General features: G+C 68.1%; 24 protein-coding genes. 9 read left to right on the top strand and 15 right to left on the bottom strand.

The genetic code is table 11. The annotated features are described in order from the left end of the window. Positions 1-42: 42 nt before the first annotated feature. The 5 genes from OIK44_RS25705 to OIK44_RS13425 all read right to left on the bottom strand — a co-directional run bounded on the left by OIK44_RS25705 (position 43) and on the right by OIK44_RS13425 (position 3,510). Positions 43-282: a phage tail assembly chaperone gene (locus OIK44_RS25705; protein WP_420213849.1), complete on the bottom strand. Its 240-nt coding sequence runs from the start codon at positions 280-282 to the stop codon at positions 43-45. Between the two features lie 104 nt (positions 283-386). Beyond that, positions 387-830, bottom strand: coding sequence for a hypothetical protein (locus OIK44_RS13440; RefSeq protein ID WP_273671275.1), 444 nt, complete (start codon positions 828-830; stop codon positions 387-389). Positions 831-916: 86 nt separating this feature from the next. Further along, on the bottom strand, positions 917-2,122 hold the full coding sequence (locus OIK44_RS13435) for a phage tail tube protein (RefSeq protein WP_273671274.1): 1,206 nt from the start codon (positions 2,120-2,122) through the stop codon (positions 917-919). 402 nt (positions 2,123-2,524) lie between these two features. Continuing rightward, on the bottom strand, positions 2,525-3,055 hold the full coding sequence (locus tag OIK44_RS13430; protein ID WP_273671273.1) for a hypothetical protein: 531 nt from the start codon (positions 3,053-3,055) through the stop codon (positions 2,525-2,527). 80 nt (positions 3,056-3,135) lie between these two features. Continuing rightward, positions 3,136-3,510, bottom strand: a complete 375-nt coding sequence (locus OIK44_RS13425; RefSeq protein WP_273671272.1) for a helix-turn-helix domain-containing protein — start codon at positions 3,508-3,510, stop codon at positions 3,136-3,138. Positions 3,511-3,808: 298 nt separating this feature from the next. Between OIK44_RS13425 and OIK44_RS13420 the strand changes: the two genes are divergently transcribed. The 3 genes from OIK44_RS13420 (at position 3,809) to OIK44_RS13410 (ending at position 6,957) form a co-directional block, all read left to right on the top strand. After that, on the top strand, positions 3,809-4,513 hold the full coding sequence (locus OIK44_RS13420; protein ID WP_273671271.1) for a S24 family peptidase: 705 nt from the start codon (positions 3,809-3,811) through the stop codon (positions 4,511-4,513). An 89-nt stretch (positions 4,514-4,602) separates the two neighbouring features. Next, the gene (locus tag OIK44_RS13415; protein WP_273671270.1) at positions 4,603-5,289 is read left to right on the top strand and encodes a penicillin-insensitive murein endopeptidase; all 687 of its coding nucleotides are present in this window, start codon (positions 4,603-4,605) and stop codon (positions 5,287-5,289) included. 63 nt (positions 5,290-5,352) lie between these two features. Beyond that, the gene (locus tag OIK44_RS13410) at positions 5,353-6,957 is read left to right on the top strand and encodes an alkaline phosphatase D family protein (RefSeq protein WP_273671269.1); all 1,605 of its coding nucleotides are present in this window, start codon (positions 5,353-5,355) and stop codon (positions 6,955-6,957) included. Positions 6,958-6,989: 32 nt separating this feature from the next. Here OIK44_RS13410 and OIK44_RS13405 read toward each other — a convergent pair whose 3' ends face one another. Continuing rightward, entirely contained in the window at positions 6,990-7,532 is a 543-nt protein-coding gene (locus OIK44_RS13405; protein WP_273671268.1) for a DNA-deoxyinosine glycosylase, read from the bottom strand. A 133-nt stretch (positions 7,533-7,665) separates the two neighbouring features. Here OIK44_RS13405 and OIK44_RS13400 point away from each other — a divergent pair, with 133 nt between their 5' ends. Both OIK44_RS13400 and OIK44_RS13395 read left to right on the top strand, forming a co-directional pair. After that, on the top strand, positions 7,666-8,103 hold the full coding sequence (locus OIK44_RS13400) for an Mpo1 family 2-hydroxy fatty acid dioxygenase (protein ID WP_273671267.1): 438 nt from the start codon (positions 7,666-7,668) through the stop codon (positions 8,101-8,103). Between the two features lie 149 nt (positions 8,104-8,252). Then, entirely contained in the window at positions 8,253-8,711 is a 459-nt protein-coding gene (locus tag OIK44_RS13395) for an outer membrane lipoprotein (RefSeq protein WP_273671266.1), read from the top strand. 21 nt (positions 8,712-8,732) lie between these two features. Here the strand turns inward: OIK44_RS13395 and OIK44_RS13390 are convergent, their stop codons facing one another. After that, positions 8,733-8,858, bottom strand: coding sequence for a hypothetical protein (locus OIK44_RS13390; protein ID WP_273671265.1), 126 nt, complete (start codon positions 8,856-8,858; stop codon positions 8,733-8,735). 190 nt (positions 8,859-9,048) lie between these two features. Between OIK44_RS13390 and OIK44_RS13385 the strand changes: the two genes are divergently transcribed. Both OIK44_RS13385 and OIK44_RS13380 read left to right on the top strand, forming a co-directional pair. Next, a complete protein-coding gene (locus tag OIK44_RS13385; protein ID WP_273671264.1) occupies positions 9,049-9,969 on the top strand; it encodes a DMT family transporter in 921 nt (306 codons plus the stop codon). Between the two features lie 557 nt (positions 9,970-10,526). After that, on the top strand, positions 10,527-10,706 hold the full coding sequence (locus tag OIK44_RS13380; RefSeq protein WP_273671263.1) for a hypothetical protein: 180 nt from the start codon (positions 10,527-10,529) through the stop codon (positions 10,704-10,706). 3 nt (positions 10,707-10,709) lie between these two features. Here OIK44_RS13380 and OIK44_RS13375 read toward each other — a convergent pair whose 3' ends face one another. The 8 genes from OIK44_RS13375 to ada form a co-directional block, all read right to left on the bottom strand. Then, positions 10,710-12,158: a glycine betaine ABC transporter substrate-binding protein gene (locus tag OIK44_RS13375; RefSeq protein ID WP_273671976.1), complete on the bottom strand. Its 1,449-nt coding sequence runs from the start codon at positions 12,156-12,158 to the stop codon at positions 10,710-10,712. 118 nt (positions 12,159-12,276) lie between these two features. Then, entirely contained in the window at positions 12,277-13,503 is a 1,227-nt protein-coding gene (gene hutI, locus OIK44_RS13370) for an imidazolonepropionase (RefSeq protein ID WP_273671262.1), read from the bottom strand. Between the two features lie 18 nt (positions 13,504-13,521). Continuing rightward, on the bottom strand, positions 13,522-14,097 hold the full coding sequence (locus OIK44_RS13365) for a HutD/Ves family protein (protein ID WP_273671261.1): 576 nt from the start codon (positions 14,095-14,097) through the stop codon (positions 13,522-13,524). A 2-nt stretch (positions 14,098-14,099) separates the two neighbouring features. Then, on the bottom strand, positions 14,100-15,461 hold the full coding sequence (locus OIK44_RS13360; RefSeq protein WP_273671260.1) for a formimidoylglutamate deiminase: 1,362 nt from the start codon (positions 15,459-15,461) through the stop codon (positions 14,100-14,102). Continuing rightward, positions 15,458-16,246, bottom strand: a complete 789-nt coding sequence (hutG, locus tag OIK44_RS13355) for an N-formylglutamate deformylase (RefSeq protein WP_273671259.1) — start codon at positions 16,244-16,246, stop codon at positions 15,458-15,460. The genes OIK44_RS13360 and hutG overlap by 4 nt, the downstream gene beginning before the upstream one ends. A 53-nt stretch (positions 16,247-16,299) precedes the next feature. Continuing rightward, positions 16,300-17,859 carry a histidine ammonia-lyase gene (gene hutH / locus OIK44_RS13350; protein ID WP_273671258.1) on the bottom strand — a complete coding sequence of 520 codons (1,560 nt, stop codon included), beginning with the start codon at positions 17,857-17,859 and terminating at the stop codon, positions 16,300-16,302. A 41-nt stretch (positions 17,860-17,900) separates the two neighbouring features. After that, positions 17,901-19,613: a urocanate hydratase gene (hutU, locus tag OIK44_RS13345; RefSeq protein ID WP_273671257.1), complete on the bottom strand. Its 1,713-nt coding sequence runs from the start codon at positions 19,611-19,613 to the stop codon at positions 17,901-17,903. A gap of 231 nt (positions 19,614-19,844) precedes the next feature. Then, positions 19,845-20,903, bottom strand: coding sequence for a bifunctional DNA-binding transcriptional regulator/O6-methylguanine-DNA methyltransferase Ada (gene ada, locus OIK44_RS13340; RefSeq protein WP_273671256.1), 1,059 nt, complete (start codon positions 20,901-20,903; stop codon positions 19,845-19,847). Between the two features lie 150 nt (positions 20,904-21,053). Here ada and hutC point away from each other — a divergent pair, with 150 nt between their 5' ends. Together hutC and OIK44_RS13330 are read left to right on the top strand one after the other, a co-directional pair. Next, the gene (gene hutC, locus OIK44_RS13335) at positions 21,054-21,773 is read left to right on the top strand and encodes a histidine utilization repressor (RefSeq protein ID WP_273671255.1); all 720 of its coding nucleotides are present in this window, start codon (positions 21,054-21,056) and stop codon (positions 21,771-21,773) included. Between the two features lie 188 nt (positions 21,774-21,961). Then, the coding region (locus tag OIK44_RS13330) for an ABC transporter substrate-binding protein (protein ID WP_273671253.1) at positions 21,962-23,105 on the top strand (1,144 nt) is incomplete at its 3' end.

Raw genomic sequence — 23,105 nt, 5'->3', positions numbered from 1 at the left:
TGCGGCGCCCTGCGCCCAGTCTTTTGCGCTCCCCATGCGCCGCTATTCCTTGACGCTCTGGTGCGACAGGTACAGCGCGTCCAGGCGGTCCAGCGCCGCGTGCTCGAACGGTTCGATGTCGAGGCGGTGGCGCCGCTGCCAGGCGAGAATCTCGGCGCTGGACAGCGGATTCAGCGCCATGCCGTTCTGGCGCTTGCGGTTGAGCTGGACGAACCACTCCCAGATGTGGGCGAGCTCGTACGGCAGCGGCGGCGCGGCCTGCTCCGCCGCCGCCCGGTACAGCGGATGCCGCTTGGCCGCGTCCAGATGCGCGCCCTTGGCGTTGCCGTCCGCCGCCCTGGCCGAGCGCTCGAAATGATGCTCGGCGTAGAGCAGCAGGGCGGCGATTAGACCTTCAAAAAATTGGCGTCATTTTCCAGCGCCAGCGTGACCTTTTCCTGCCACGTCGGGTATTTGTCGAAGGCCGCTTCGAGCAGCGCCTTGTCCATCGGCGCCGGCGCGCCGTCGTGGGTGAAGCCGTACCAGCCGGTCACGACGGCCAGCGCCAGGCGTTTCTGGTTGCCGTCGATGGCTTGCACCAGTTGCTCGGCGCCCTCGTCGGTCGAGGCGTCGATCGCGGTCTTGCGGCGCGCCGATTTCTTGTAGCCCTCGGCGCGCACGGCGTTGTTGGCGACGCGGTATTCCTCGCTGTTTTTGCCGACGATGGTCAGGCCGGCCACCGGTTCGCCGTCGGCGTCGACGATGACGGGCACGTCGAAGGTCACCGCTTTGGCGTTGCCGGAGAGATTGGTGATGTCGAAGCCGGCCTGGATTTTTTGTGCGTTGTTCATGGTGATTGCTTTCAATGTAAAAAATGGATGGAAAAAGGGCCGCCGTCGCGGCGGCCCCGGCGCGGGCGAAACGTCGCCCGCCTTGCTTACAGCGTGCTGTCCTGGATCGTCACGGTGGTCGCCTCATGCTGGGCATCGGCGCCCTTGTAGCGCAGCACGTCGAAGGCGCAGGTGACGATCTTGTTCTTCTCGCCGTCGTCGACCTTGGCCGAGGTGATCTTGATGCGGCCCATCGCCAGGCCCAGCACGTCGGCCAGCGGCGCCGTGCCCGAGGCCATCGCATAGGCCAGCGGGATTTCCGCCTCGGACTTGAAGTAGTCGAGGTAGGCGGCGTCCTGCAGCAGCACGGTGAACTGGCCGGAGCCGAGCACCTTGCCGCGCGAGGCGGCCGTCGCGTACTTCGAGCCGATCACCGGGTCGACCTTGACCTGGCCGTCCAGCGACAGCGACAGGCCGGTACAGATCTGCGAGGGAATGCCGTTCACCGACAGCAGCGCGGTGGCGCCGGAGAACTTGCCCGTCACGGGCGCGGCGGCCGGGGCCGTGAAGTAGGGCGCCGGCGTGGACGGGCCTTCCGCCTTACCCATCAGCGTGAAGTCCAGCGTCGCGATGCCGTTCGGCTGCACCGCGATGTCCATCTTGCTGACGAGCTGGTCGACGAAGCTGCGGTTCACGCCGATTTTCGTTTCCTGCACTTCGGCGGTGAACCAGTCGGTGGTGTGGCCGGTGAGCGGGGTGAAGCTACGCTTGCCGGCGGCGGCGACGCTGACGGTGTCGCCGGCGGCCTTGGCGACCATCGCCGAGCCGTCCATGAACTGGCCGTTCAGATTGGTCGCGGTGACGGAGGTGACGAAGAAGTTCTTCGCGTTGTTGCCGGCGGCCGGCGCCGCCATGCCGCTGATGCGCACGATGTTGCCGGCGTCGAAGCCGTCGGCCAGCCAGGAACCCGCCGAGCGGGTCAGGCCGCCGGCGGCGGCGGCGATGGTCGTCTGCGCCGCCGTCGCGCCGCCGGCGCTGAAGTCGCGGCGCAGCAGCGCCGCCATCAGCGGCGCATAGGTGCCGCACGCGGCCTCGGCCTTGATGGCGCCGGAGGTGCGGAAGTTGCCCAGGCGGGTGTCGACCTGTTGCTGGCTGGGGTCGATCTCGTTGCTGGAATATTTGTCGGCGTCCGTGTCGAAGGTCGCCGTCACCCGCGGATAGACCTGGCCGCCGCCGCTCAATGCCTTGCTGCCTTCGGCGGACTGTTTGCTGATAACGATGACGCTGTCAATGCCGTTTGCTGTCGATGCCATGTGTATTACCCTTGAAGGTTAAAAAAAAGACCGCCGCGGCGATCTGGGGAACTGCTGTGGAAAATGAAAAGGCCCGCTCGCAGTGACGCGCCGGGCCCGGTGTTGGCTCCCGCGGCTATAGTGCGCGGTGAGCCGGAACAAAATGTGTGCGCAAATCGAGCCGCGTGGGGCGGCTGGTATTGGCGCAAATTTCCCCTATCGGTGTCGCGGATGCTGTCGCGTCTATTACGAGTGGGGAAAGTCGGTAATCGGGTGGTTTAATTCAAATCGTACTCTCCTTGGCTGCACAAACAATTTCGTGAAGCAGTCTGCATTGTAGGGCCTGCGTTTTCTTGCCGACACATATTTCACAAATCTTTTTTCAAGCTTATTTGGCGGCGCCGCCGTGGCCGCCGCCCATCGTCAACGGCGCCCCAGCAGCCGTGCCGCGCGCGCATGGTGCGACTGCATCAGGTTCTCCAGTTCGCTGACCATGTCCTTGATTTTTTCCCGTTCGAAGCCGCCGGAGCAGGTGACGGCGGCGTTGCCGCTGCCGGCGCAGGCCGGACAGGCGGCATGCCGCGCCGCCACGCCCGTGCCGCCGCATGGTTTGCATTTGCCGTCCAGCCAGTGCGCCAGCGATGCCTCCGCCACCCGGCGGTACAGGGTGTTGGCCGCCTGCGCGTCCCAGGCCGTGTTCGTCTTGACCCAGCGCCGCGCCCGGCCCTTCTCGCCGACCTTGCAAGTCCAGATACGCAGCAGTTGCGCCAGATTGCCCGCATTGCCCTCAAACAGGCGATTCACCGTGCCGTCGGCATATTTGACGCGGCACAGCAGCGCGCCGATGTCGCCCGCCAGCGCGGCCGCGGCGATGACGTCCAGGTCGTGGTGGAAGGCATCGTCGCGCAGATCACGCGAACCCAACGATGCAATAAATTTTTCCGCAAATCCCATATTGTTTCTCCCTGTTAGGCACGCCGCCGGTGGCGCGCTGAATTCTGTTTGCCGCGTTGGCATGGCCTGCCGGGCCGGCCTCACGCCGCCTTGGACAGCGCCGCGCCGGCCGGCCCGAACAGGGCCGCCACCAGCGGGTCGCGCACCGCCCTGCCCTGCGGCCACTGGGCGCGCAGCGTGACGCCGCGCTGCGCGCCCAGGCAGTCGCCGGCCTCCTCCGCCGGGCCGCAGGCATACACGGCGGCGCGCTGGCTGCCCGCCAGCGTGCAGTGCCGGGCCGCCAGATGGAGCATGCCGACCTCACACATATGCCGCAGGTAGCGGCTGACGGTGCCGGCGCTCGTGCCCGTGTGCGCCAACACCTCGGCGGCGCTGGCCTCGCCCCGCTCCTCGATAAAGCGGGCGATGCCGACGATGAGGTCGCGCGAACGCCTGCTGCGGCCGTATCTGTCCATGTGCTCAGTCCCCCGCGCCGCGCCGCTCAAGCGGACCGCGCCCGGTCCGGGGCGGCTGCGGCCGCCAAGCCCTCCGGCTTTGTCTCGTGCTGTGCCGCCGCCTTCGCCGGCGCCCCGGGCGCGTCAATCGGACGCGTGATTGGCCTTACTTCGTACATCGTGTGCTCCTGTTGTTGTTGAGCCCGCCTGAATGCGGCTGGCATCGCTTCAAGACTCGACTTTAGCGTTTGGTAATGTTAAAGTCAAGCATTTGGTAATTTATCAAACGATAAATTTAAGGTCTAATAGGGACATGGATATGTATCAATACAGACGCGACCGCCTGCTGGCCCTGTTACGGGACAAATACGGCAATTTGCGCAAAAATATTGCCGATGCGAGTAGTTGGAGCGAGGCGCGGATTTCACAGATCCTGTCGCCGACCTACCGCGAAGGCCGCGCCTTCAGCGAAAAAATCGCCCGCAAGCTGGAAAGCGACTTGGGCATAGGCGCGATGTACTTCGACCAGGGCGCCGCGCCGGCGGACGAAGCGGCCGGACTGGCGGGGCTGCGCAGCGTGGTGGTGGCGGAAAGCGACGACGAGCGCTTCTGCCAAATCCGCAAGGTCAGGCTGCGCCTGTCGGCGGGCATCACCGGCTTCAGCATCGAACCGGAGAACTATGACGGCGGCATCATCAGCGTGCCGCGCACCTGGGTCGAGCGCAACGGCTTCCAGCCGGAGCGGCTGGTGGCGATCAAGGTCAAGGGCGAAAGCATGGAGCCGGCCCTGTTCCAGGACGACGTGGTCATCGTCAACACGGCCGACACGCAGCCGGCCGACGGTGTCGTGTTCGCCGTCAACTACGAGGGAGAGCCGGTGGTCAAGCGCCTGTCGCGCGACATCGGCCAGTGGTGGTTAACCTCGGACAATCCCGACCAGCGCAAATACCACCGCAAAATGTGCCGCGGCAACGAGTGCCTGATCGTCGGGCGTGTGGTGCGCAAGGAGAGCGAGCGGATTTAAGCGGGCGGGGAGAACGGCAAGCCCGGCCCGGGCTCGCTATAATCGTCGGCGCCAATACGGGCCCGCCACCAGATCAGCCAGCAACAGACATGCGCCATCTCGCCCTCTTTCTCACCCTCGCCCTCGGCGCCCTGCCGGCGCAGGCCGGCGCCGCCAGCCAATGCTACGGCAGCGTCAGCAATGGCCGCCTCGAAGGCGGCGTCAAGCTGCCCGCCGGCGGTGCCAACTTCAGCGCCTACAGCGCGCTGGCCGCGGCGGCCGGCCGCACTTATGTGCACTCCGAGGTGGCGGCCATCCTGACGACGGCCTACGCGGCCCTGGCGGCGGCCAGCCCGTCGACGACCTATGTCTACGGTGAAACGGGCGGGCCGGACGGCGGCCGCTTCCGCCCGCATAAAACCCACCAGAACGGGCTGTCCGTCGATTTCTTCGTGCCCGTGCGCAACGGCGAGGGACGCTCCGCGGCATTGCCGACCAGCCCGCTAAACCGCTTCGGCTATGACATCGAGTTCGACGCCCAGGCCCGCTACCAGGACTACCGCATCGACTTCTCCGCCATCGCCGAGCATCTGTACCAGTTGCACGCAGCCGCCAAGGCGCGCGGCGCCGGCATCACCCAGGTGATCTTCGACACGGCCTACCTGCCGGCGCTGCTGGCGACGCCGCGCGGCCCCTACCTGAAACGGCATCTGACGTTCATGAAGCGCCGGCCGTGGGTGCGCCACGACGAGCACTACCACGTCGACTTCGCCGTAGCCTGCAAAGCGCAGCGCTGACAATTCATCAACATGTCATAAGCACCACCTACACTCGGGGGCAACGCCACTCTGGAGCCCCGCATGACATCCATCCTCTCACGCCGCCGCTTTCTCTCGCAAAGCGGCATCCTGGCCGGCGGCGCGGCATTGAACGGTTCGCTGCTGCTGGGCGGCTGCGGCGGCAGCGCGGCGCCGGCCGTCATCGTCAACGAGGCCGAGCGGCCGAAACTGCTCTCGGGCATACAGTTCGGCGACGTCACGGCCGACAAGGCCGTCATCTGGAGCCGCAGCGACCGCACAGCGCAAATGATCGTCGAATACGACACCAGCGAGCGCTTCGCCAACGCCAGCCGCATCGTCGGCCCCTACGCCGGCGAGGCCACCGACTTCACCACGCGGGTCGACCTGACGGGCCTGCCGGCGGGGCAAACCGTGTTCGTGCGCGTGCGCTACGTCGACCCGGACAACGGCCGCATCGAAAGCGAAACCCTGGCCGGCCAGTTCCGCACCATGCCGGCGGCCGACGGCAAGCGGCCGGTGCGCTTCCACTGGAGCGGCGACAACGCCGGCCAGGGCTGGGGCATCAACACGGAATTCGGCGGCGTCAAGATCTACGAGGCGATGCGCAAGCGCGACCCGGATTTTTTCATCCACAACGGCGACACCGTCTACGCGGACGGCCCCATCCTGGCCGAAGTGAAGGCGGAAAACGGCCAGCTCTGGAAAAGCCTCGTCACCGAGGAAGTGAGCAAAGTGGCCGAAACGCTGAAGGAATACCGCGGCCGCCACGCCTACAACACGCTGGACCTGAACTTCCGCAAGTTCGCCGCCCAGGTGCCGCAGATCTGGCAGTGGGACGACCATGAGGTGACCAACAACTACAGCGGCGCGAAGAACCTGGCGGCCGACGCCCGCTACACGGAGAAGAACGTGGCCACGCTGGCCGCGCGCGGCCGCCGCGCCTTCCTCGAATACGCGCCCATGCGCTACTACAAGCAGTCCGAGCCGCAACGCATCTACCGCAGCCTGTCCTACGGCCCGCTGCTGGACGTGTTCGTGCTCGACATGCGCAGCTACCGCGGCCCGAACAGCACCAATCTGCAAACCGTCGAAGACGCCAGCTCGGCCTTCCTCGGCACGGCCCAGGTGGACTGGCTGATCGCCGAATTGGCGGCCTCGACCGCGACGTGGAAGGTGATCGCGGCCGACATGCCGATCGGCCTGCAGGTGGGCGACGGCAAGGACGCGCTGGGCGTGGCCATGTGGGAGGCCATCGCCAACGGCAACGACGGCCCGGCCTCGGGGCGCGAACTGGAAATGGCGCGCCTGCTCAAAAGCATCAAGGCGATCCGGAACGTGGTCTGGATCACCACCGACGTGCACTACTGCGCGGCCCACTACTACGACCCGGCCAAGGCGCACTTCACCGACTTCGCGCCGTTCTGGGAATTCGTCGCCGGGCCGATGAACGCCGGCTCCTTCGGCCCGGGCAAGCTGGACAAGACCTTCGGCCCGACCGAGGTGTTTTCCAAGTGGCCCGTGGTGCAGAACTCCTCGCCGTTCGCCGGCTTCCAGTTCTTCGGCGAGGTCAACATCGACCCGCAAACGAAGGCGATGACGGTGGAACTGCTGGACTTGAACGGCGTGTCGCAGTTCAGCAAGACCTTGCCGGCTGCCGGCGTGTGACGGGCGGGCCGGCGGCGCGGACGCGCCCGCGCTCAGCCGGGCACGGGATCGAGGATGCGCGCCAACACCCGCCATTGCAGCAATTTTTCGGCGGGGGACAAGGTATAGGCCGGGCTGCTGGATGGCAACGGCACGATTTGGTAGTTTGAGGCATGCTCGCCCAGCACTTTCAAGCCCAATCGTGCCGCCGTGCCGCCATTGAAGGCAATCGCCATTACATTGGGAAAGCGGGCTAGCAGCGCGAGCAAGTCGTTATCGTCACGGTCGCGGATGCGGCTGTCCAGGCTGCCCGGACGATGCGCCTCGGCCACCACGTCCCACAGCCCGACGCCATGCTCCAGCAGCGTTTGCAGGCGCGCCGGGTAGTCGAGCGGCACCAGTTCCACTCCGGTCACTTCCGACATCAGGAACCAGAAGCGATTTTGCCGATTTCCATAGTATTCCTGCAGGGCCAGCGACTTCTCGCCCGGCAAGCTTCCCAACACCAGCAGGCGGGTGCGCGCATCGACAACGGGCGCGAAACAGCGCTTTCGCGGCAGTTGATCTTCCGCATCAATATTGGATAGGGTGTTCATATCTTGACATTCTACCCAGTGCGGCGATGTTTGCGTCGGCGGGCGGGCGTCATATTGCCGCCGGAGGAGGCGGCACAGTTCCGGTGTAGAATTTGCAAGCACGGCAACAAGCCGACACAACCGGAGACGCCCCATGCCCGAGCCAAGAAGCATCGACATCCTGCTGGCCCGCTACCGCGAAAGCCATTTGAACCCCGTCAACGAAGTGATCCACTGCATCTGCGTGCCGGTGATCGTCTTCACCCTGCTCGGCCTGCTGTGGACGCTGCACCCGCTGCTGGCCGTCGCCGCCAGCCTGGCCTCGCTGTACTACTACGTCCAGCTGTCGAAGCCGTTTGCCGTCGGCATGCTGCTGATGACGGCCGCCATGCTGGCATTGCTGCTGGCGCTGCCGCCGGTCACCGTGCTGCCGCTGTCGCTGTCCATCTTCGTGCTGGCCTGGATCGGCCAGTTCATCGGCCATCAGATCGAGGGCAAGAAGCCCTCGTTCCTGGAAGACTTGCGCTTCCTGCTGATCGGCCCGCTCTTCGTACTGAGTTTCCTGTACCGCCGCCTGAAACTGGCCTACTGAGCCCAGGACAGAGCGCGGCGGTAACAGTTTATTACTTCTTAGAACTAGTTAGCAAAACGGATTATCGTTAAGCTAAGCATGCTGTAATCCGGCCGCCGGGCACTGCGTCGCGGCCCAAAAATAACAAATTTTGTCGAATGGAGTGAAGCATGAAAGCACTGATGACGCTGGCCCTCGTTTCCACCATGGCCGCGGGCTTGGCCGGCTGCGTGGTGGCGCCCAATTCCGGCAGCATCTATACCAGCCGGCAAGCACAGAACGAACAGACGGTGCGCATCGCCACCGTCGAATCCGTGCGCGAAGTGCGCATCGACAAGGGCAACAGCGGCACCGGCGCGCTGACGGGCGCGGCGCTGGGCGGCTTGGCCGGCTCGACCGTCGGCGGCGGCAACGGCTCGGTGGCGGCCGGCATTCTGGGCGCCGTCGCCGGCGGCCTGGCCGGCGACAACGTCGAGGCGAATATGAAGCGCCATGCCGGCGTCGAAATCACGGTGCGCCTGGACAGCGGCGAGCTGCGCGCGATCACCCAGGATGCCGACGAGCTGTTCCGTCCCGGCGAACGGGTGCGCCTGTTGTCGGACGGCAGAAAGACCCGCGTCACGCATTGAACCAACTGGCAAGCGCGGAAATTAGCCAAACGGCCCGGCGGCGAGCAGCGCCGGCGCCCGTCCCTCGGCCAGCAAGACGACAAGTGCGGTGCTGCCCAGAACGTAACCGAGCAGTGTCGCCACTTTGAAGGGGAGCGAGGTGCGCATGACCGACCTTTCATTACTTGCACTGGGGATTAATTTATAGCCGTTTTAACAATGGTAATTGAGGCATGCCGCCGTTTGCGCCAGACTGCCGCGCAACTGCGCTCGCTCAAGCCACTGTTGCTGGACCGGCCAGAATCGCCGCCAAGCTAGACGCCGGGCAAAGTGTTGCGACAAACCGTATACTGCCCCGATGTCCTCCCCCCTCCTCTTCCTCATCGCCACCCTGATCTGGGGTTCCACCTTCTGGGCCATCACGCTGCAACTGGGCGAGGTGGCGCCGGCCGTCTCCGTGATGTACCGCTTCGGCCTGGCGGCCGCCGTCCTGTTCGCCTGGTGCCGGGCGCGCGGCGACCGCCTGCGCCTGCCCTGGCGCACCCAGCGCTGGTTGCTGCTGCAAGGCTTCGCCACGTTCGGCTTCAGCTATGTCTGCACTTACAGCTCGGAGCAATATCTGGTGTCGGGACTGGTCAGCGTGCTGTTCGCCCTGATGGTGTTCTGGAATCCCCTGTGCAACCGCGTCGCCTTCGGCACCGCGCTGAGCTGGCGCACCTGGTGCGCGGCGGCCGTGGCGATGTGCGGCGTGACCTTGCTGTTCTATCCGTCGATCGAGGCGTCGTGGCAAGACATGCTGAACGGCGGCAGCGGCCGCTTCATGCTGGGCTTCGCGCTGGCGCTGGCGGCGACCATTGCCAGTTCGATCGGCAATGTGATCGTCGTCAAGGTGCGCGAGCAGTCGTCGAATGTGTTGTTGACGATGGCGTGGGCCATGCTGTGGGGCAGCGCGATGGTGGCCGTCTGGGTGGCCCTCAGCGGCCAGCCGCTGCGCCTGCCGGCGACGCCGCGCTACTGGATCGGCCTGCTGTATCTGGCGCTGTTCGGCTCGGTGGTCGCCTTCGGCGCCTATTTCACGCTGATCGACCGCATCGGCTCGCAAAAAGCCGTGTATATCGGCGTCGTCACGCCCGTCCTGTCCGTGTTGCTGTCGGTCCAGCTGGAACACTACCGTCCGGGGCCCGGCGAATGGCTGGGCATGCTGCTGTGCCTGTCCAGCGTGGCCTGGGCCCTGCTGTCGCCGGCGCCCGCCCCGGAAGGGGCACCGCAGGCGCCATGAACCTTGCGGCAAAAAAAAACCCACGTGCTAGCGCGCCGTGGGAGAAACCCAATGTCAGTTGGGTGGGAGGGGTTGAATCAACGGGTTCAATATAACCCGCGTCGATGGCGCAAACGCGCCTCTTTACAATTACTTACCGGCTAAGGGCCGAGGTTACAGAAAGTTACCGAATGGCGCACGGGCGCCGCGCCGCCGGCTTACCGTCTCGGTTCGACGAGCGCACCGTGCATGCCGACGCTGGGGTGGGCGGCCACGCTGGCGCCGGCCTCCTGTTTCGACCTCAGCCATATTTGATATGCCTTGACGCAGGCTACGCACAGCAGAAATGTTGCGGTTACAAGCATGCGGATCTCCTCGGGTGACGCGGATAAGGGCAGGACGGTGGCCCTGGACGAACGACCATTCTGGCAGTTCGGAGGCGGCGTGCATTGCGTGGCCTCAAACTGTGTTGCGTCCGCCTGCTCCTTTGTTTCACCGATGTCATTGATGCAGCGCAAAGATCGCGTCTCCACCCTCCCACAAAATAAAACTTCCGTTACCGACAGGGAGCCCGCACCATGAAAATATCGGACCATCCAATCGCCACGCTCGTCTACCGGGCCTATCTGCGCTCGCGGCTGGCGCGCTACACGCGCGACTTGCAGGCGATCGCGGCGCAACGCGAGAACGATTTTTATGCGGAAAAGATTTTGCACCGGGAAGTCGTCGCCGTGCGTTCCAAGCTGCACTCGCTGTAGGCGCTAGCCGCGCGCGCCGGCATAGCGCTCCAGCAGCTCGAACAAGCCCTGGGTGAGCAGCGCCAGCAGGGCGGCCGGAATGGCGCCGGCCAGCAGCATATCGTTATCGTTCAGCGCCAGGCCGATGGTGATGCGCTCGCCGTAGCCGCCGGCGCCGATGAAGGCGGCAATCGTCGCCGTCCCCACGCTCATCACCGCGGCCGTCTTGACGCCGGCCAAAATCACCGGCAGGGCCAGCGGCAAGTCCACATGCAGCAGGCGCTGGCGCCGGCGCAAGCCCAGCGCCAGCGCCGCCAGCCGCAGGCCCTGCGGCACCTGCAGCATGCCGGTGCAGGTGTTGCGCACGACGGGCAGCAGCGCATAGACGAACAGCGCGACCAGCGCCGGCGCCGTGCCGATCCGGCCCAGCAGCGGAATGAGCATCGCCAGCAGCGCCAGCGAGGGCACGGTTTGCAGCACGCCGACCAGCGCCAGCACGCTTTGCCGCAGGCGCGGCGAGTACGCCGCCAGCACGCCGAGCGGAATGCCGGCCGCGCAGGCCAGCACGACCGACAGCAGCACCAAGGTGACGTGCTGGCGCGTCAGCGTCCACAGATTGCCGTCGACGATTTTCGCCAGCAGCCCCGGCCCCGCCGCGCCGCCCTGCCGCGGCGCGGCCGCCTTGCCGGACGCCAGCCAGTCCGCCGCCACGGCGGCGAAGCTCTTGCCGCCGATTTCGACGGCCGCGTTCATGGCGATCATGTCCGCTTCCTTGATGCGCCCTTGCAGCCCCTGCAGCGCCCGCCACGCGGCGGGCAGGCGGCGCACCGCGTCGAGCCGGTACAGCAGCACGGCGTCGTAGCGGGGAAAGTAGCCGAGGTCGTCGGCCAGCACGCGCAAGCCGTACTGGCTGATCTTGGCGTCGGTCGAATAGATGTCGATGACGTCGACCTGGCGCTGCGCCAGCGCCGTGTAGGCGATGCCGTGGTCGAGGCCGCGCGGACGCTGCGCCAGGCCGTAGCGCGCCGCCAGGCCGGGCCAGCCGTCGGCGCGGCCGATGAATTCATGCGACAGGCCAAATTTCAGCCCGGGGTGGCCGGTCAGCTCGCTCAGGCGGGTGATGGCGGGCGCGTCGGCGCGCAGCGCCAGCGCATAACTGTTGTTGAAGCCGAGCGGCACCGCCACGCCCAGGCCGAGCGGGGCCAGTTCGCGTTCGATCTGCGCCAGCGGAACCGCCGTGGCGTGCTTGAGGATTTCGCCGGCGATGGTGCCGATGTATTCGGGGTAGACGTCGATGTCGCCGGCGCGCAGCGCGGCCAGCACGATGGCCGTGTTGCCCAGGCCCTGGCGGTGCTCGGCCGGCGCCAGCGGCGCCACCGTCTGCGTCAGGATTTCGCCGAGGATGTAGGACTCGGTGAAGCGCTTCGAGCCGATTTTGAGGGTGTCGGCCGCCGCGCCGCCGACGCACAGCATCAGGGCGAGGAAACAGGCGAATACAGGTTTGGCGCGCACGCGTACTCCGCAGGTATCGACCGGCCGCTGCGTCGCGGCGCCGCCGGCGCCAGGCGGGCGGACGACGCAAGGGCTTTGGTCAGAGCGGCAAGCTTACCACCGGCGCGCGCCAGACGCCGCCATTGACGACGCCGCAGCAGGGATTAAAGCCGATCGCATACGACAGGTCGGCCGGACGGGCGATCCGCCACAGCGCGAAGTCGGCGCGTTTGCCGACGGCCAGGCTGCCCACCTGCTCCTGCAGCCCCAGCGCGCGGGCGGCGTGCAGGGTACAGCCGGCCAGCGCCTCCTGCGGCGTCAGGCGCCACAGCGTGCAAACCATGTTCATCGCCAACAGCAGCGAAGTCATCGGCGAGGTGCCCGGGTTGCAGTCGGTGGCCACGGCCATGGGCACGCCGGCGGCGCGCAGCGCGGCCACCGGCGGCGGCTGCGTGTCGCGCAAAAAGTAGTAGGCGCCCGGCAGCAGCACGGCGACGCTGCCGTGCCGCGCCATCGCGGCGATGCCGGCCGGCGTCAGGTACTCCAGGTGGTCGGCCGACAGCCCGTCGTAGCGCGCCACCAGTTCGCTGCCGCCCTGGTCCGACAGCTGCTCGGCGTGCAGCTTGACCGGCAGGCCGTGCGCGCGCGCGGCGCGGAACACGCGCTCGGTCTGCGCGGCGGAAAATCCGATGCGCTCGCAGAAGGCGTCGACGGCGTCGACCAGGCCGGCGCCGGCCAGCGCCGGCAGCATCTGTTCGCACACGGCGTCGATGTAGTCGTCGGCGCGGCCGGCGTACTCCGGCGGCAGCGCGTGCGCGCCGAGGAAGGTGGTGGCCACCGTCACCGGCAGCACCTGGCCGACGCGGCGCGCCACGCGCAGCATTTTCTCTTCCGACTCCAGCGACAGGCCGTAGCCGGATTTGATTTCCAGCGTCGTCACGCCCTCGGCCAGCAGGCTGGCCACGCGCGGCAGGCTTTGCCGCAGCAGCTCCGCGTCGCTGGCGGCGCGGGTGGCGCGCACCGTCGACATGATGCCGCCGCCGGCCTTGCTGATGTCCTCGTAGGTGGCGCCGTTCAGGCGCGCCTCGAATTCGTCGCTGCGGTTGCCGGCGTGGACGATGTGGCTGTGGCAGTCGATCAGGCCGGGCGTGAGCCAGCAGCCCGCGCCGTCGACGACGCGGCAGGCGCTGGCCGGCAGCTCGGCGCGCGGCCCCAGCCAGGCGATCCTGCCGTCCTTGACGGCGATGGCGCCGTCAAGGATTTCGCAGTAGCCGTCGGCCATCGTCGCCAGGTGAACATTCGTGTAGAGCACGTCCCAATTCTGCATGATTGCGGCCTTCTTTGGTCAGGTGATGAGGTCGGTCACGAACACGCTCGCGCCGCCGTCCGCGTCCAGCGACCAGTGCGTGGCGTCGCCGGCGTCGAGCAGCAGCGCGTCGAAACGGCCAAGCTTGAATTGCTGCCCGCCGCCGCGCGCGACGACGCCGGCGCCGTCGGCGACGAACAGCAGCGTGGTCTGGCCGCGCCGCGCCAGTTCGGCCGGCGCGGCGAGGCGCTCGAACTGGTGGCTGCAGCGGCTGCGCCGCGTCATCACGTTGAAGTCGGTGGTCAGCGCGGCGACGTCGGCGTGCACCGCCGCCTCGCCGGGAAAGCGGATCAGCGGACTGGCGGCGTTGAGGGCGACGCGGCGCGCGCCGTCCAGCGTCAACGTGACGCCCTCGCCGCTCACCAGGCACAGGCTGCGGTCGATGCCGGGAAAGACGGAAAACGCGCCGCTGCGGGCGATGCTCGCCAGGCTGATGCGCCAGTCGAAGTCGTCGAAGCCGGCGCCGCGCGGGAAGACGGCGATTTCCGTGGTGCTGCCGGCGCCGTTTTTCCACGCCGTGGCCAGCAGGTTTGCATGGGCGATGAACTGGGCCATGCTCAGAACCGCCGCAGTTCGGCCAGCGTGCGCTTGTAGCGCGCGGTGATGGCGTCCTGCGCCACGTGGCGCTGCTGGCGCACCACCCAGCGGCCGCCGGCGAGCACGTCGCGCACCAGGTTGTCGTTGCCGCAGAAGATGAAGCTGCCCAGCACGTCCTGCAGCGCGACGCCGCACAGGTTGGGATGGTCGTCGTCGAGCACGATCAGGTCGGCGCGCTTGCCCGGCGCCAGCGCGCCGAGGCGGCGGCCGGATGCCTGCGCCCCGCCCTGCAGGGCGCCCTGCCAGAGGAAGTCGCCGACGTGGCGCTGGCCGTCCGTGTGCGCGACGTTGCGGCTGCGGTGCTGCAGGCGCTGGCCGTATTCCAGCCAGCGCAGCTCTTCCACCGCGCCCTGCGATATATGGCTGTCGCTGCCGATGCCGAAACGCCCGCCGGCGGCGATGAACTCGGGCAGCGGGAACAGGCCGTCGCCGAGGTTCGCCTCGGTGGTCGGGCACAGGCCGGCGACGGCCTCGCTGGCGGCCAGATTGTCGACCTCGTCGCGCATCAGATGGGTGGCGTGCACCAGGCACCAGCGCCGGTCGACGGCGACCTGGTCGAGCAGCCACTGCACCGGACGGCGTCCGCACCAGGCCACCGACTGCGCCACTTCCTGCTGCTGCTCGGCGATGTGGATGTGCACCGGCCGCTGCGGCGGCAGCGCCACCAGCACCTCGTTGATCTGCGCCACCGTGGCGGCGCGCAGCGAATGCGGCGCGAAGCCGACTTCGGTCTGGCCGTCGCGCAGCGGCTCCAGCGCGGCGACGATGTTCAGGACGTCGTCGGGGCCGGTCTTGAAGCGGTTCTGCTCCGGCTTCAAGGCCACTTCGCCGAAGCCGGAATAGCTGTACAGCACCGGCAGCATGGTGATGCCGATGCCGCTGTGGCGCGACGCGGCGATGACCCGCTCGGCCGTCTCGGCCGGGCGCGCGTACATGGCGCCGCCCGGATCGCGCTGCACGTAGTGGAATTCGCACACGGCTGTGTAGCCGTGGCGCAGGCATTCGGTAAACAACTGGGCCGCGATGGCCTCGATATGCTCGGGCGTGATATTGCGCGCGAAGCGGTACATCAGGTCGCGCCAGGTCCAGAAGCTGTCCGGGCCGTCGCCGGCCTTCTCCGTCAGGCCGCCCAGCGCGCGCTGGAAGGAATGCGAATGCAGGTTGACCATGCCGGGCAGCACGTAGGCGGCCGCCTCGACGCCGGCGGGCTGGGCCGCGCCGGCCCGCACCTGGAGCAAGTCGCCGTTTTCATGCCACTCCAGCAGCACGTCCCGTTGCCAGCCGTCCGGCAGCAGCGCGTGGCGCGCGAACAGCGCGCTCACCGGCGCGCCCAATCGGCGGCGGCCGTCGTCATCTGGCGCAGCAGGTCCTGCACCTGCGCCGCCAGGTCGGCGCGGTAGCCGAACGGCGCCGCCTCGTCCATGTACAGGCACTGGCACATCTCCAGCTGGATGGCGTGCACGTTGGCGCCGGGCCGGCCGTAGTGGCGCGTGATGTGGCCGCCCTTGAAGCGGCCGTTCACGGCCGTCGTGAAGCGCTGCTGCGCCAGCGCCGGCGCCGTCACGGCGGCGCTCAAGCCGGGCGCGCAACTGGCGCCGTCGGCCGTGCCGAAGTTCAGGTCGGGCAGCTTGCCGTCGAAAAAGCGCGGCACCACCGAGGCGATCGAATGGGCGTCCCACAGCACCACGGTGCCGTGGATGGCCAGCATGCGCTCGAGCTCCGCGCGCAACTGATCGTGGTAGGGCTGCCAGTAGCGCCGCAGGCGCCTTTGCACCTCGGCCTCGTCCGGCGCCTGCCCCGGCAGGTACAGCGGCTCGCTGTGGAAGGTGTCGAGCGGGCACAGGCCGGTGCTGTCCTGGCCCGGATACAAATTGGTGTTTTCCTGCGGGCGGTTCAGGTCGATCGCGTAGCGCGACCAGCGCGCCGCCAGCGTCGAGGCGCCCATCTCGCGCAGAAAGCCGTACAGCTCGACCAGGTGCCAGTCGGTGTCGGCCTTGTCCAGCGCGGCGGGCGTGAGGCGGGCCGCGACCTCGTCCGGGATGTCGGTGCCGACGTGCGGCATCGACACCAGCAGGGGAATGCTGCCTGCGTTAAATCGGAAGTCCATCTAAAGTCTCCTTGCGCCCGGAGCGCCGCGGCCCGGGCTGGTCTGCTTGGGTTTTAGGCGTACAGCGGGGCGAACAGGCTGTGGCAGGAGGCGCTCAACTCGCCGCGCACCACCATCTGCTTGGCCGCCTCGATGTCCGGCGCGAAGAAGCGGTCGGCGTCGAAGAAGGCGACCTTCTGGCGCAACTGCTGGTGCACATGCTCCAGGTGCGGCGAGGTCTTCAGCGGACGGTGGAAGTCGATGCCCTGGGCGGCCGCCAGCAGTTCGATGCCGACGATGACGGCGGTGTTGTGCGCCATGTCGTCCAGGCGGCGCCCGGCGTAGGTGGCCATGCTGACATGGTCTTCCTGGTTGGCCGAGGTCGGCAGGCTGTCGACGCTGGCCGGATGCGCCATCGACTTGTTCTCCGAGGCCAGCGCGGCGGCCGTCACGTGGGCGATCATGAAGCCGGAATTGACGCCGGGGTCGCGCACCAGGAACGGCGGCAGGCCCGACAGGGTGGCGTCGATCAGCAGGGCGATGCGGCGCTCCGACAGCGCGCCGATTTCGGCGATCGCCAGCGCCAGCGTGTCGGCCGCGAAGGCCACCGGCTCGGCGTGGAAATTACCGCCCGAGACGATCTTCGCCAGGCCGTCGCCGGCTTCCTGGAAGATCAGCGGGTTGTCGGTGACGGCGTTCGCTTCGATCAGCAGCGTGCGGCCGGCGTTGACGATCAGGTCCAGGCAGGCGCCCATCACCTGCGGCTGGCAGCGCAGGCTGTACGGGTCTTGCACGCGCTCGTCGCCGACCAGGTGCGAGGCGCGGATCGCGCTGTTCGCCACCAGCTGCCGGTACATCGCCGCGGCGGCGATCTGGCCGGGCTGGCCGCGCACCGCGTGGACGCGGGCGTCGAACGGCGCGTCGCTGCCCTTGGCGGCGTCGAGCGACAGCGCGCCGGTGACCATGCCCGCCTCGAGCAGGCGCTCGGCCATGAACAGGCCGTGCAGCGCCAGGCCGGTCGACACCTGGGTGCCGTTGATCAGCGCCAGGCCCTCTTTCGCCGCCAGCACGACCGGCGCGATGCCGGCCGCCTTGAGCGCGTCGGCGGCCTGCATGATCTCGCCGTTGACGCGCACCTCGCCCACGCCCAGCATGGCCAGCGTCATGTGCGACAGCGGCGCCAGGTCGCCGGAGGCGCCGACCGAGCCCTTGGCCGGAATGGCCGGCATGACGCCGGCGTTGTACAGCGCGATCAGGGTGTCGACGATCAGCGGGCGCACGCCGGAGAAGCCGCGCGCCAGGCTGCCGATCTTCATCAGCATGATCAGGCGCACCACGGCGTCCGACAGCAGCTCGCCGGTGCCCACCGAGTGCGACAGGATCAGGTTGCGCTGCAGTTGTTCCAGCTTGTCGTCGGGGATGCGGGTCTTCGCCAGCAGGCCGAAACCGGTGTTGATGCCGTAGGCGGCGTCGCCCTTGGCGACGATGGCGCGCACGGCGGCGGCCGATGCCTCGATCACCGGATAGGCTTGCTCGGCCAGCACCAGCCTGGCCGGCGCGGCCCAGACGGCGCGCAGGTCGGCCAGCGTCATCGCGCCCGGTTTCAGGGTCCAGCTTGTGGTGGTGTTGTTCATGGTCTCTCTCTAGATATGGGTATATATAAGGTGTGCGGCGCTTACTTGATCATCGGCAGGTTCAGGCCGTTGCGCTTGGCGCAGGCGGCCGCCGTCTCGTAGCCGGCGTCGGCGTGGCGCATCACGCCCGAGCCGCTGTCGTTGACCAGCACGCGCGCCAGGCGCTTGGCCGCCGCGTCGCTGCCGTCGGCGACGATGACCATGCCGGAATGCTGCGAGTATCCCATGCCGACGCCGCCGCCGTGGTGCAGCGACACCCAGGTGGCGCCGCCGGCCGTGTTCAGCATCGCGTTCAGCAGCGGCCAGTCGGACACGGCGTCGGTGCCGTCCTTCATGCTCTCCGTCTCGCGGTTCGGACTGGCCACCGAGCCGGTGTCGAGGTGGTCGCGGCCGATGACGATGGGCGCCTTCAGCTCGCCGCTGCGCACCATCTCGTTGAAGGCCAGGCCGGCCAGGTGGCGCTCGCCCAGTCCCAGCCAGCAGATGCGCGCCGGCAGGCCCTGGAAGGCGATGCGCTCGCGCGCCATGTCGAGCCAGTGGTGCACCTGGGTCTGCTCGGGGAACAGCTCCTTGATCTTGGCGTCGGTCTTGTAGATATCCTCAGGATCGCCCGACAGCGCCACCCAGCGGAACGGGCCGCGGCCCTCGCAGAACTGCGGCCGGATATACGCCGGCACGAAGCCGGGGAAATCGAAGGCGTTGGCCAGGCCGTGGTCGAAGGCGACCTGGCGGATGTTGTTGCCGTAGTCGACGGTGGGCACGCCCATCGCGTGGAAGTCCAGCATCGCCTGCACGTGGGCGGCGCAGGAGTCGGCGGCGGCGGCCGTCAGGCGGGCGTGGCGCTGCGGGTCCTGCTGGGCCGCCTTCCAGTCCGCCACGCTCCAGCCGCGCGGCAGGTAGCCGTTGATCAAATCGTGGGCCGAGGTCTGGTCGGTGACCAGGTCCGGCACGATGCCGCCGGCCTTGGCGCGCTTGACCAGCTCCGGCAGCACCTCGGCGGCGTTGCCCAGCAAGCCGATGGAAATGGCCTCCTTGCGCTCGGTGTGGTACTTGACCAGCTCCAGCGCCTCGTCGATGCTGGCGGCCTGCTTGTCCAGGTAGCGGGTGCGCAGGCGGAAGTCGATGCTGCTCTGCTGGCACTCGATATTCAGCGAGACGGCGCCGGCCATCGTCGCGGCCAGCGGCTGCGCGCCGCCCATGCCGCCCAGGCCGGCGGTGAGGATCCAGCGGCCGCCCCAGTCGCCGCCGAAATGCTGGCGCCCGGCCTCGGCGAAGGTTTCATAGGTGCCCTGGACGATGCCCTGGGTGCCGATGTAAATCCAGCTGCCGGCCGTCATCTGGCCGTACATGAACAGGCCCTGGCGGTCCAGCTCGTTGAAATGCTCCCAGTTGGCCCACTTCGGCACCAGGTTGGAATTGGCGATCAGCACGCGCGGCGCGTTCTCGTGGGTCTGGAAGACGCCGACCGGCTTGCCCGACTGGATCAGCAGCGTCTGGTCGTCCTCCAGCTCGCGCAGCGAGGCGAGGATCTGGTCGAAGCAGGCCCAGTTGCGGGCGGCGCGGCCGATGCCGCCATACACCACCAGATGCTTGGGATTCTCCGCCACCTCGGGGTCCAGATTGTTTTGCAACATGCGATAGGCGGCCTCGGCCTGCCAACTCTTGCAGACGCGCTCGGTGCCGCGGGGGGCGCGCACCTCGCGGCTGGCGTCGTAACGGGGATCTTGCTCCAGGCTATGCATCTCTTTGCTCATATCGTCTCCTCGGGTGGGCGGTGAGAGTGGGCGGAAACGCCCCTCGCGTCCTTGCAGGATAGGTTGTCTATACAACTAAGTCAACCGCTTTTTTCGGGGACAGAGCACGATTTTCCAAAAACTTTTTCCGGAAATAAGGGCCCTCCGCCGCCCAAAAACCGCCATGTCTAGACCTGACCCCAATGTTGCTTACACAAAAACCGCCATGTCTAGACCTGACCCCAATGTTGTTTATTTGCCGGCCTCGCGGGCCAGCAGGGCTTGTTTGCGCTCCACGCCCCAGCGGTAGCCGGACAGGCTGCCGTCGTTGCGCACGACGCGGTGGCAGGGGATGGCGACGGCCAGGGCGTTCGCCGCGCAGGCGCCGGCGACGGCCCGCGCGCCCTTCGGCGCGCCCACCAGCGCCGCCAGTTCGGCGTAGCTGACGGTGCGCCCCGCCGGGATCTCGCGCAGCGCTTGCCAGACGCGCTGCTGGAAGGCCGTGCCGCGCACGTCGAGCGGCAGGTCGAGGCCGATTTCCGGCGCTTCGACGAGGGCGACGACGCGCGCCACCGTCTGTTCGAAGTCCGCTTCGGCGCCCAGCAGTTCGGCGCGCGGGAAGCGGTCTTGCAGGTCGCGCGCCAGCGCGTCCGGGTCGTCGCCCAGCAGGATGGCGCAGATGCCCCGCTCGGTGGCCGCGACGAGGATGGCGCCCAGGTCGCAGGCGCCGATGGCGAAGCGGATGGCCGCGCCGCTGCCGCCGGCGCGGAAGGCGCGCGGGCTCATGCCCAGCAGCCCCGCCGCGCCGGCGTAGAAGCGCCCGCTGGAGTTGTAGCCGGCCGCGTAGACGGCGTCGGTGACGCTGCCGCCCTGCGCCAGCTCGGCCCGCACGCGCGCGCCGCGCCGCGCCGCCGCGTAGGCTTTCGGCGTGATGCCGGTCTGCGCCTTGAAGATGCGGTGGAAGTGGAAGCGGCTCATGCCGACCGCCGCCGCCAGCGCGTCCAGGTCCGGCGCCTGCTCGGCCGCGTCGATCAGGCGGCAGGCTTGCGCGACGGCGGCGGCGCGCCGCTCGGCCAGCGGCGGCTGGTCCGGCTTGCAGCGCAGGCAGGGCCGGAAGCCGGCCTGCTCGGCCTCTTCGCGGCTGGCGTGGAAGGCGACGTTGCGGCGCAGCGCCGGCCGCGCCGCGCACGAGGGCCGGCAGTAGACGCCGGTGCTGCGCACGGAGTAGTAGAAGACGCCGTCGGCGCCGCTGTCGCGCTGCTGTACGGCGGCCCAGCGTTGCGCGTCGCTGGCGTAGGCGGTGCTGCTCATGGCTTGCTCCCGGAGGTTGGTGGGCTAGCTCCGGATGATAGCGGAGCGGCCGCGCCGTTTCATCCCGCCGCTTGCTTTTGAATCGCGGCGCCGCCCCGCGGTGCTAGAATCGCTACCGGCACCGCCCGCAGGCGGCATTCGGAGAGTATATTGGACGATCAAGTTTCGCAGGAAAACACCCCCATTTTTCAGCGCATCAAGGACTATTTGTTGGCCGAGATCGCCGCCGGGCGCTGGAAGGAGGGCGATGTGATTCCGTCCGAGCAGGCGCTGGTCAAGCAGTTCGGCGTCTCGCGCATGACGGTCAACCGCGCCGTGCGCGAGTTGACCACGGAGCAGGTGCTGACGCGCCGCCAGGGTTCGGGCACCTATGTGGCCCAGCAGAAATACCAGGCCACTTTGCTTGAGATCAAGAGCATCGCCGACGAGATCCGCGCCCGCGGCCACGTGCACCGCAGCAGCTTGCAGTTGCTGGAGCGGGCCCGGGCCTCCGACCTGCTGGCCCGGCAGTTCGACCTGGCGCCCGAGCTGGCGCTGTTCCACTCGCTCATCGTCCATTACGAGAACGGCGTGCCGATCCAGGTCGAGGACCGCTGGGTCAACCCGCTGTGCGCGCCCGAGTACATGCAGCAGGATTTCGCCACGGTCACGCCGAACGAGTACCTGATGTCGGCCGCGCCGCTGCAGGGCGCCACCTACAGCATCGAGGCCCTGTCGCCGCCGCGCGACATCGCCGAGATGCTGGCCGTGGACACGCGCCAGGCTTGCCTGGTGCTGCGCCGCCAGACCCGCTCCGGCGGCCAGGTGGCGTCGATCGCGACCATGTGGCACCCGGGCCACCGCTACCAGTTCGCCGGCAGCTTCGCTTGAGCCGGGCCCGGCAATTCTCACGAAATGTCACGCTACGCCGGCCAAACCGCCCCCAAAGCCGCCAAACGTCGGCCATCGCTCCGGAGTGGCGAAAGCTTGCAAAAGTAAACCCTGCGGCTAAATATTCGATGCTATAGTTGCTCGGGAAAAAGCCCCTGAACCGTACCCCGCCCTTGAAAGGGATGCTCTTGCCGCCACGCCGCCCTCCGCCTCTCCGCGCGTCCCGCCGCCGGCGCCTGCCGCTGTGGGCGCTCGCCTGCGCGCTGCTGGCCGGCGGCGGCGCGCAAGCGGCGGAAAAGGTCACGCTGCAGCTGAAATGGCGCCACCAGTTCCAGTTCGCCGGCTATTACGCGGCCCAGGAGCAGGGCTATTACCGCGCCGCCGGCCTCGACGTGACGCTGCGCGAGGCCGTGCCCGGCAGCGACCCCGTGCACAGCGTGCTCGACGGCGCCGCCCAGTACGGCGTCGGCGGCAGTGACTTGCTGCTCAAGCGCGGCGCCGGCCAGCCCCTCGTCGTGCTGGCGCCCATCTTCCAGCATTCGGCCACGGCGCTGGCCGTGCGCCGCCTCGACGACGGCAGCCCGCGCCGCCAGTGGGCCGGCAGCCGCATGATGATCGCCAGCGGCGACGATGAGATCCGCGCCTATTTCCGCGCCCGCGGCATCAATCTGGGCGAGGTGCGCCAAGTCACGCACAGCTACAATTTCGACGATTTGATCGGCGGCAAGGTCGACGCCATGACCGTCTACCTGAACGAGGCGCCGTATGTGCTCGACCGCAGCCACATCGGCTACGACTTGATCGCGCCGCGCCAGGCCGGCATCGACTTTTACGGCGACAATCTGTACACCACCGAAAGCGAGTTGCGCGAGCATCCGCGGCGCGTCCAGGCGCTGCGCGCGGCGACGCTGCGCGGCTGGGCCTACGCGATGGCCCACCAGGACGAGATCGCCGACCTGATACGGGCGCGCTATCCGGACAGCCACAGCCGCGAGCAATTGCTCTACGAAGCCCAGCACATGACGGCCCTGCTGGCGCAGAACGTGACGGAGCTGGGCCACAGCGACCCGCAGCGCTGGCGCGCCATCGCCGCCGCCTACACGACGCTGGGCATGCTGCCGGCCGATTTCTCCCTCGACGGCTTCCTCTACCAGCCGCCGCGCGACCCGGCCCTGCCGGGCTACGCGGCGGCGCTGGCGGCGTTGCTGCTGGCCGGCGCCGCGCTGTGGCGGGCGCGCCGCCTGGGGCGCCGCCTGGCCGCGGCCGAGGCGGGCCTGCTGGCCGCCTCCGCCCAGGCCGAGGCGGCCGCCGACGCCGCCCCCGGCGCCTGGG

The sequence above is a fragment of the Janthinobacterium fluminis genome (assembly GCF_028595325.1).
Classification (GTDB): domain Bacteria; phylum Pseudomonadota; class Gammaproteobacteria; order Burkholderiales; family Burkholderiaceae_D; genus Janthinobacterium; species Janthinobacterium fluminis.
The sequence above is the reverse complement of the archived record's forward strand: the minus strand, read 5'-3'. Positions and strand labels throughout refer to the sequence as shown.

Bases quoted from the DNA above. Each gene is read 5' to 3' on its own strand.
- OIK44_RS13440 (WP_273671275.1), bottom strand. From the start codon at position 830: ATGAACAACGCACAAAAAATCCAGGCCGGCTTCGACATCACCAATCTC.
- OIK44_RS13435 (WP_273671274.1), bottom strand. From the start codon at position 2,122: ATGGCATCGACAGCAAACGGCATTGACAGCGTCATCGTTATCAGCAAA.
- OIK44_RS13430 (WP_273671273.1), bottom strand. From the start codon at position 3,055: ATGGGATTTGCGGAAAAATTTATTGCATCGTTGGGTTCGCGTGATCTG.
- OIK44_RS13425 (WP_273671272.1), bottom strand. From the start codon at position 3,510: ATGGACAGATACGGCCGCAGCAGGCGTTCGCGCGACCTCATCGTCGGC.
- OIK44_RS13420 (WP_273671271.1), top strand. From the start codon at position 3,809: ATGTATCAATACAGACGCGACCGCCTGCTGGCCCTGTTACGGGACAAA.
- OIK44_RS13415 (WP_273671270.1), top strand. From the start codon at position 4,603: ATGCGCCATCTCGCCCTCTTTCTCACCCTCGCCCTCGGCGCCCTGCCG.
- OIK44_RS13410 (WP_273671269.1), top strand. From the start codon at position 5,353: ATGACATCCATCCTCTCACGCCGCCGCTTTCTCTCGCAAAGCGGCATC.
- OIK44_RS13405 (WP_273671268.1), bottom strand. From the start codon at position 7,532: ATGAACACCCTATCCAATATTGATGCGGAAGATCAACTGCCGCGAAAG.
- OIK44_RS13400 (WP_273671267.1), top strand. From the start codon at position 7,666: ATGCCCGAGCCAAGAAGCATCGACATCCTGCTGGCCCGCTACCGCGAA.
- OIK44_RS13395 (WP_273671266.1), top strand. From the start codon at position 8,253: ATGAAAGCACTGATGACGCTGGCCCTCGTTTCCACCATGGCCGCGGGC.
- OIK44_RS13390 (WP_273671265.1), bottom strand. From the start codon at position 8,858: ATGCGCACCTCGCTCCCCTTCAAAGTGGCGACACTGCTCGGTTACGTT.
- OIK44_RS13385 (WP_273671264.1), top strand. From the start codon at position 9,049: ATGTCCTCCCCCCTCCTCTTCCTCATCGCCACCCTGATCTGGGGTTCC.
- OIK44_RS13380 (WP_273671263.1), top strand. From the start codon at position 10,527: ATGAAAATATCGGACCATCCAATCGCCACGCTCGTCTACCGGGCCTAT.
- OIK44_RS13375 (WP_273671976.1), bottom strand. From the start codon at position 12,158: ATGCTGTGCGTCGGCGGCGCGGCGGCCGACACCCTCAAAATCGGCTCG.
- hutI (WP_273671262.1), bottom strand. From the start codon at position 13,503: ATGCAGAATTGGGACGTGCTCTACACGAATGTTCACCTGGCGACGATG.
- OIK44_RS13365 (WP_273671261.1), bottom strand. From the start codon at position 14,097: ATGGCCCAGTTCATCGCCCATGCAAACCTGCTGGCCACGGCGTGGAAA.
- hutG (WP_273671259.1), bottom strand. From the start codon at position 16,246: ATGGACTTCCGATTTAACGCAGGCAGCATTCCCCTGCTGGTGTCGATG.
- hutH (WP_273671258.1), bottom strand. From the start codon at position 17,859: ATGAACAACACCACCACAAGCTGGACCCTGAAACCGGGCGCGATGACG.
- hutU (WP_273671257.1), bottom strand. From the start codon at position 19,613: ATGAGCAAAGAGATGCATAGCCTGGAGCAAGATCCCCGTTACGACGCC.
- ada (WP_273671256.1), bottom strand. From the start codon at position 20,903: ATGAGCAGCACCGCCTACGCCAGCGACGCGCAACGCTGGGCCGCCGTA.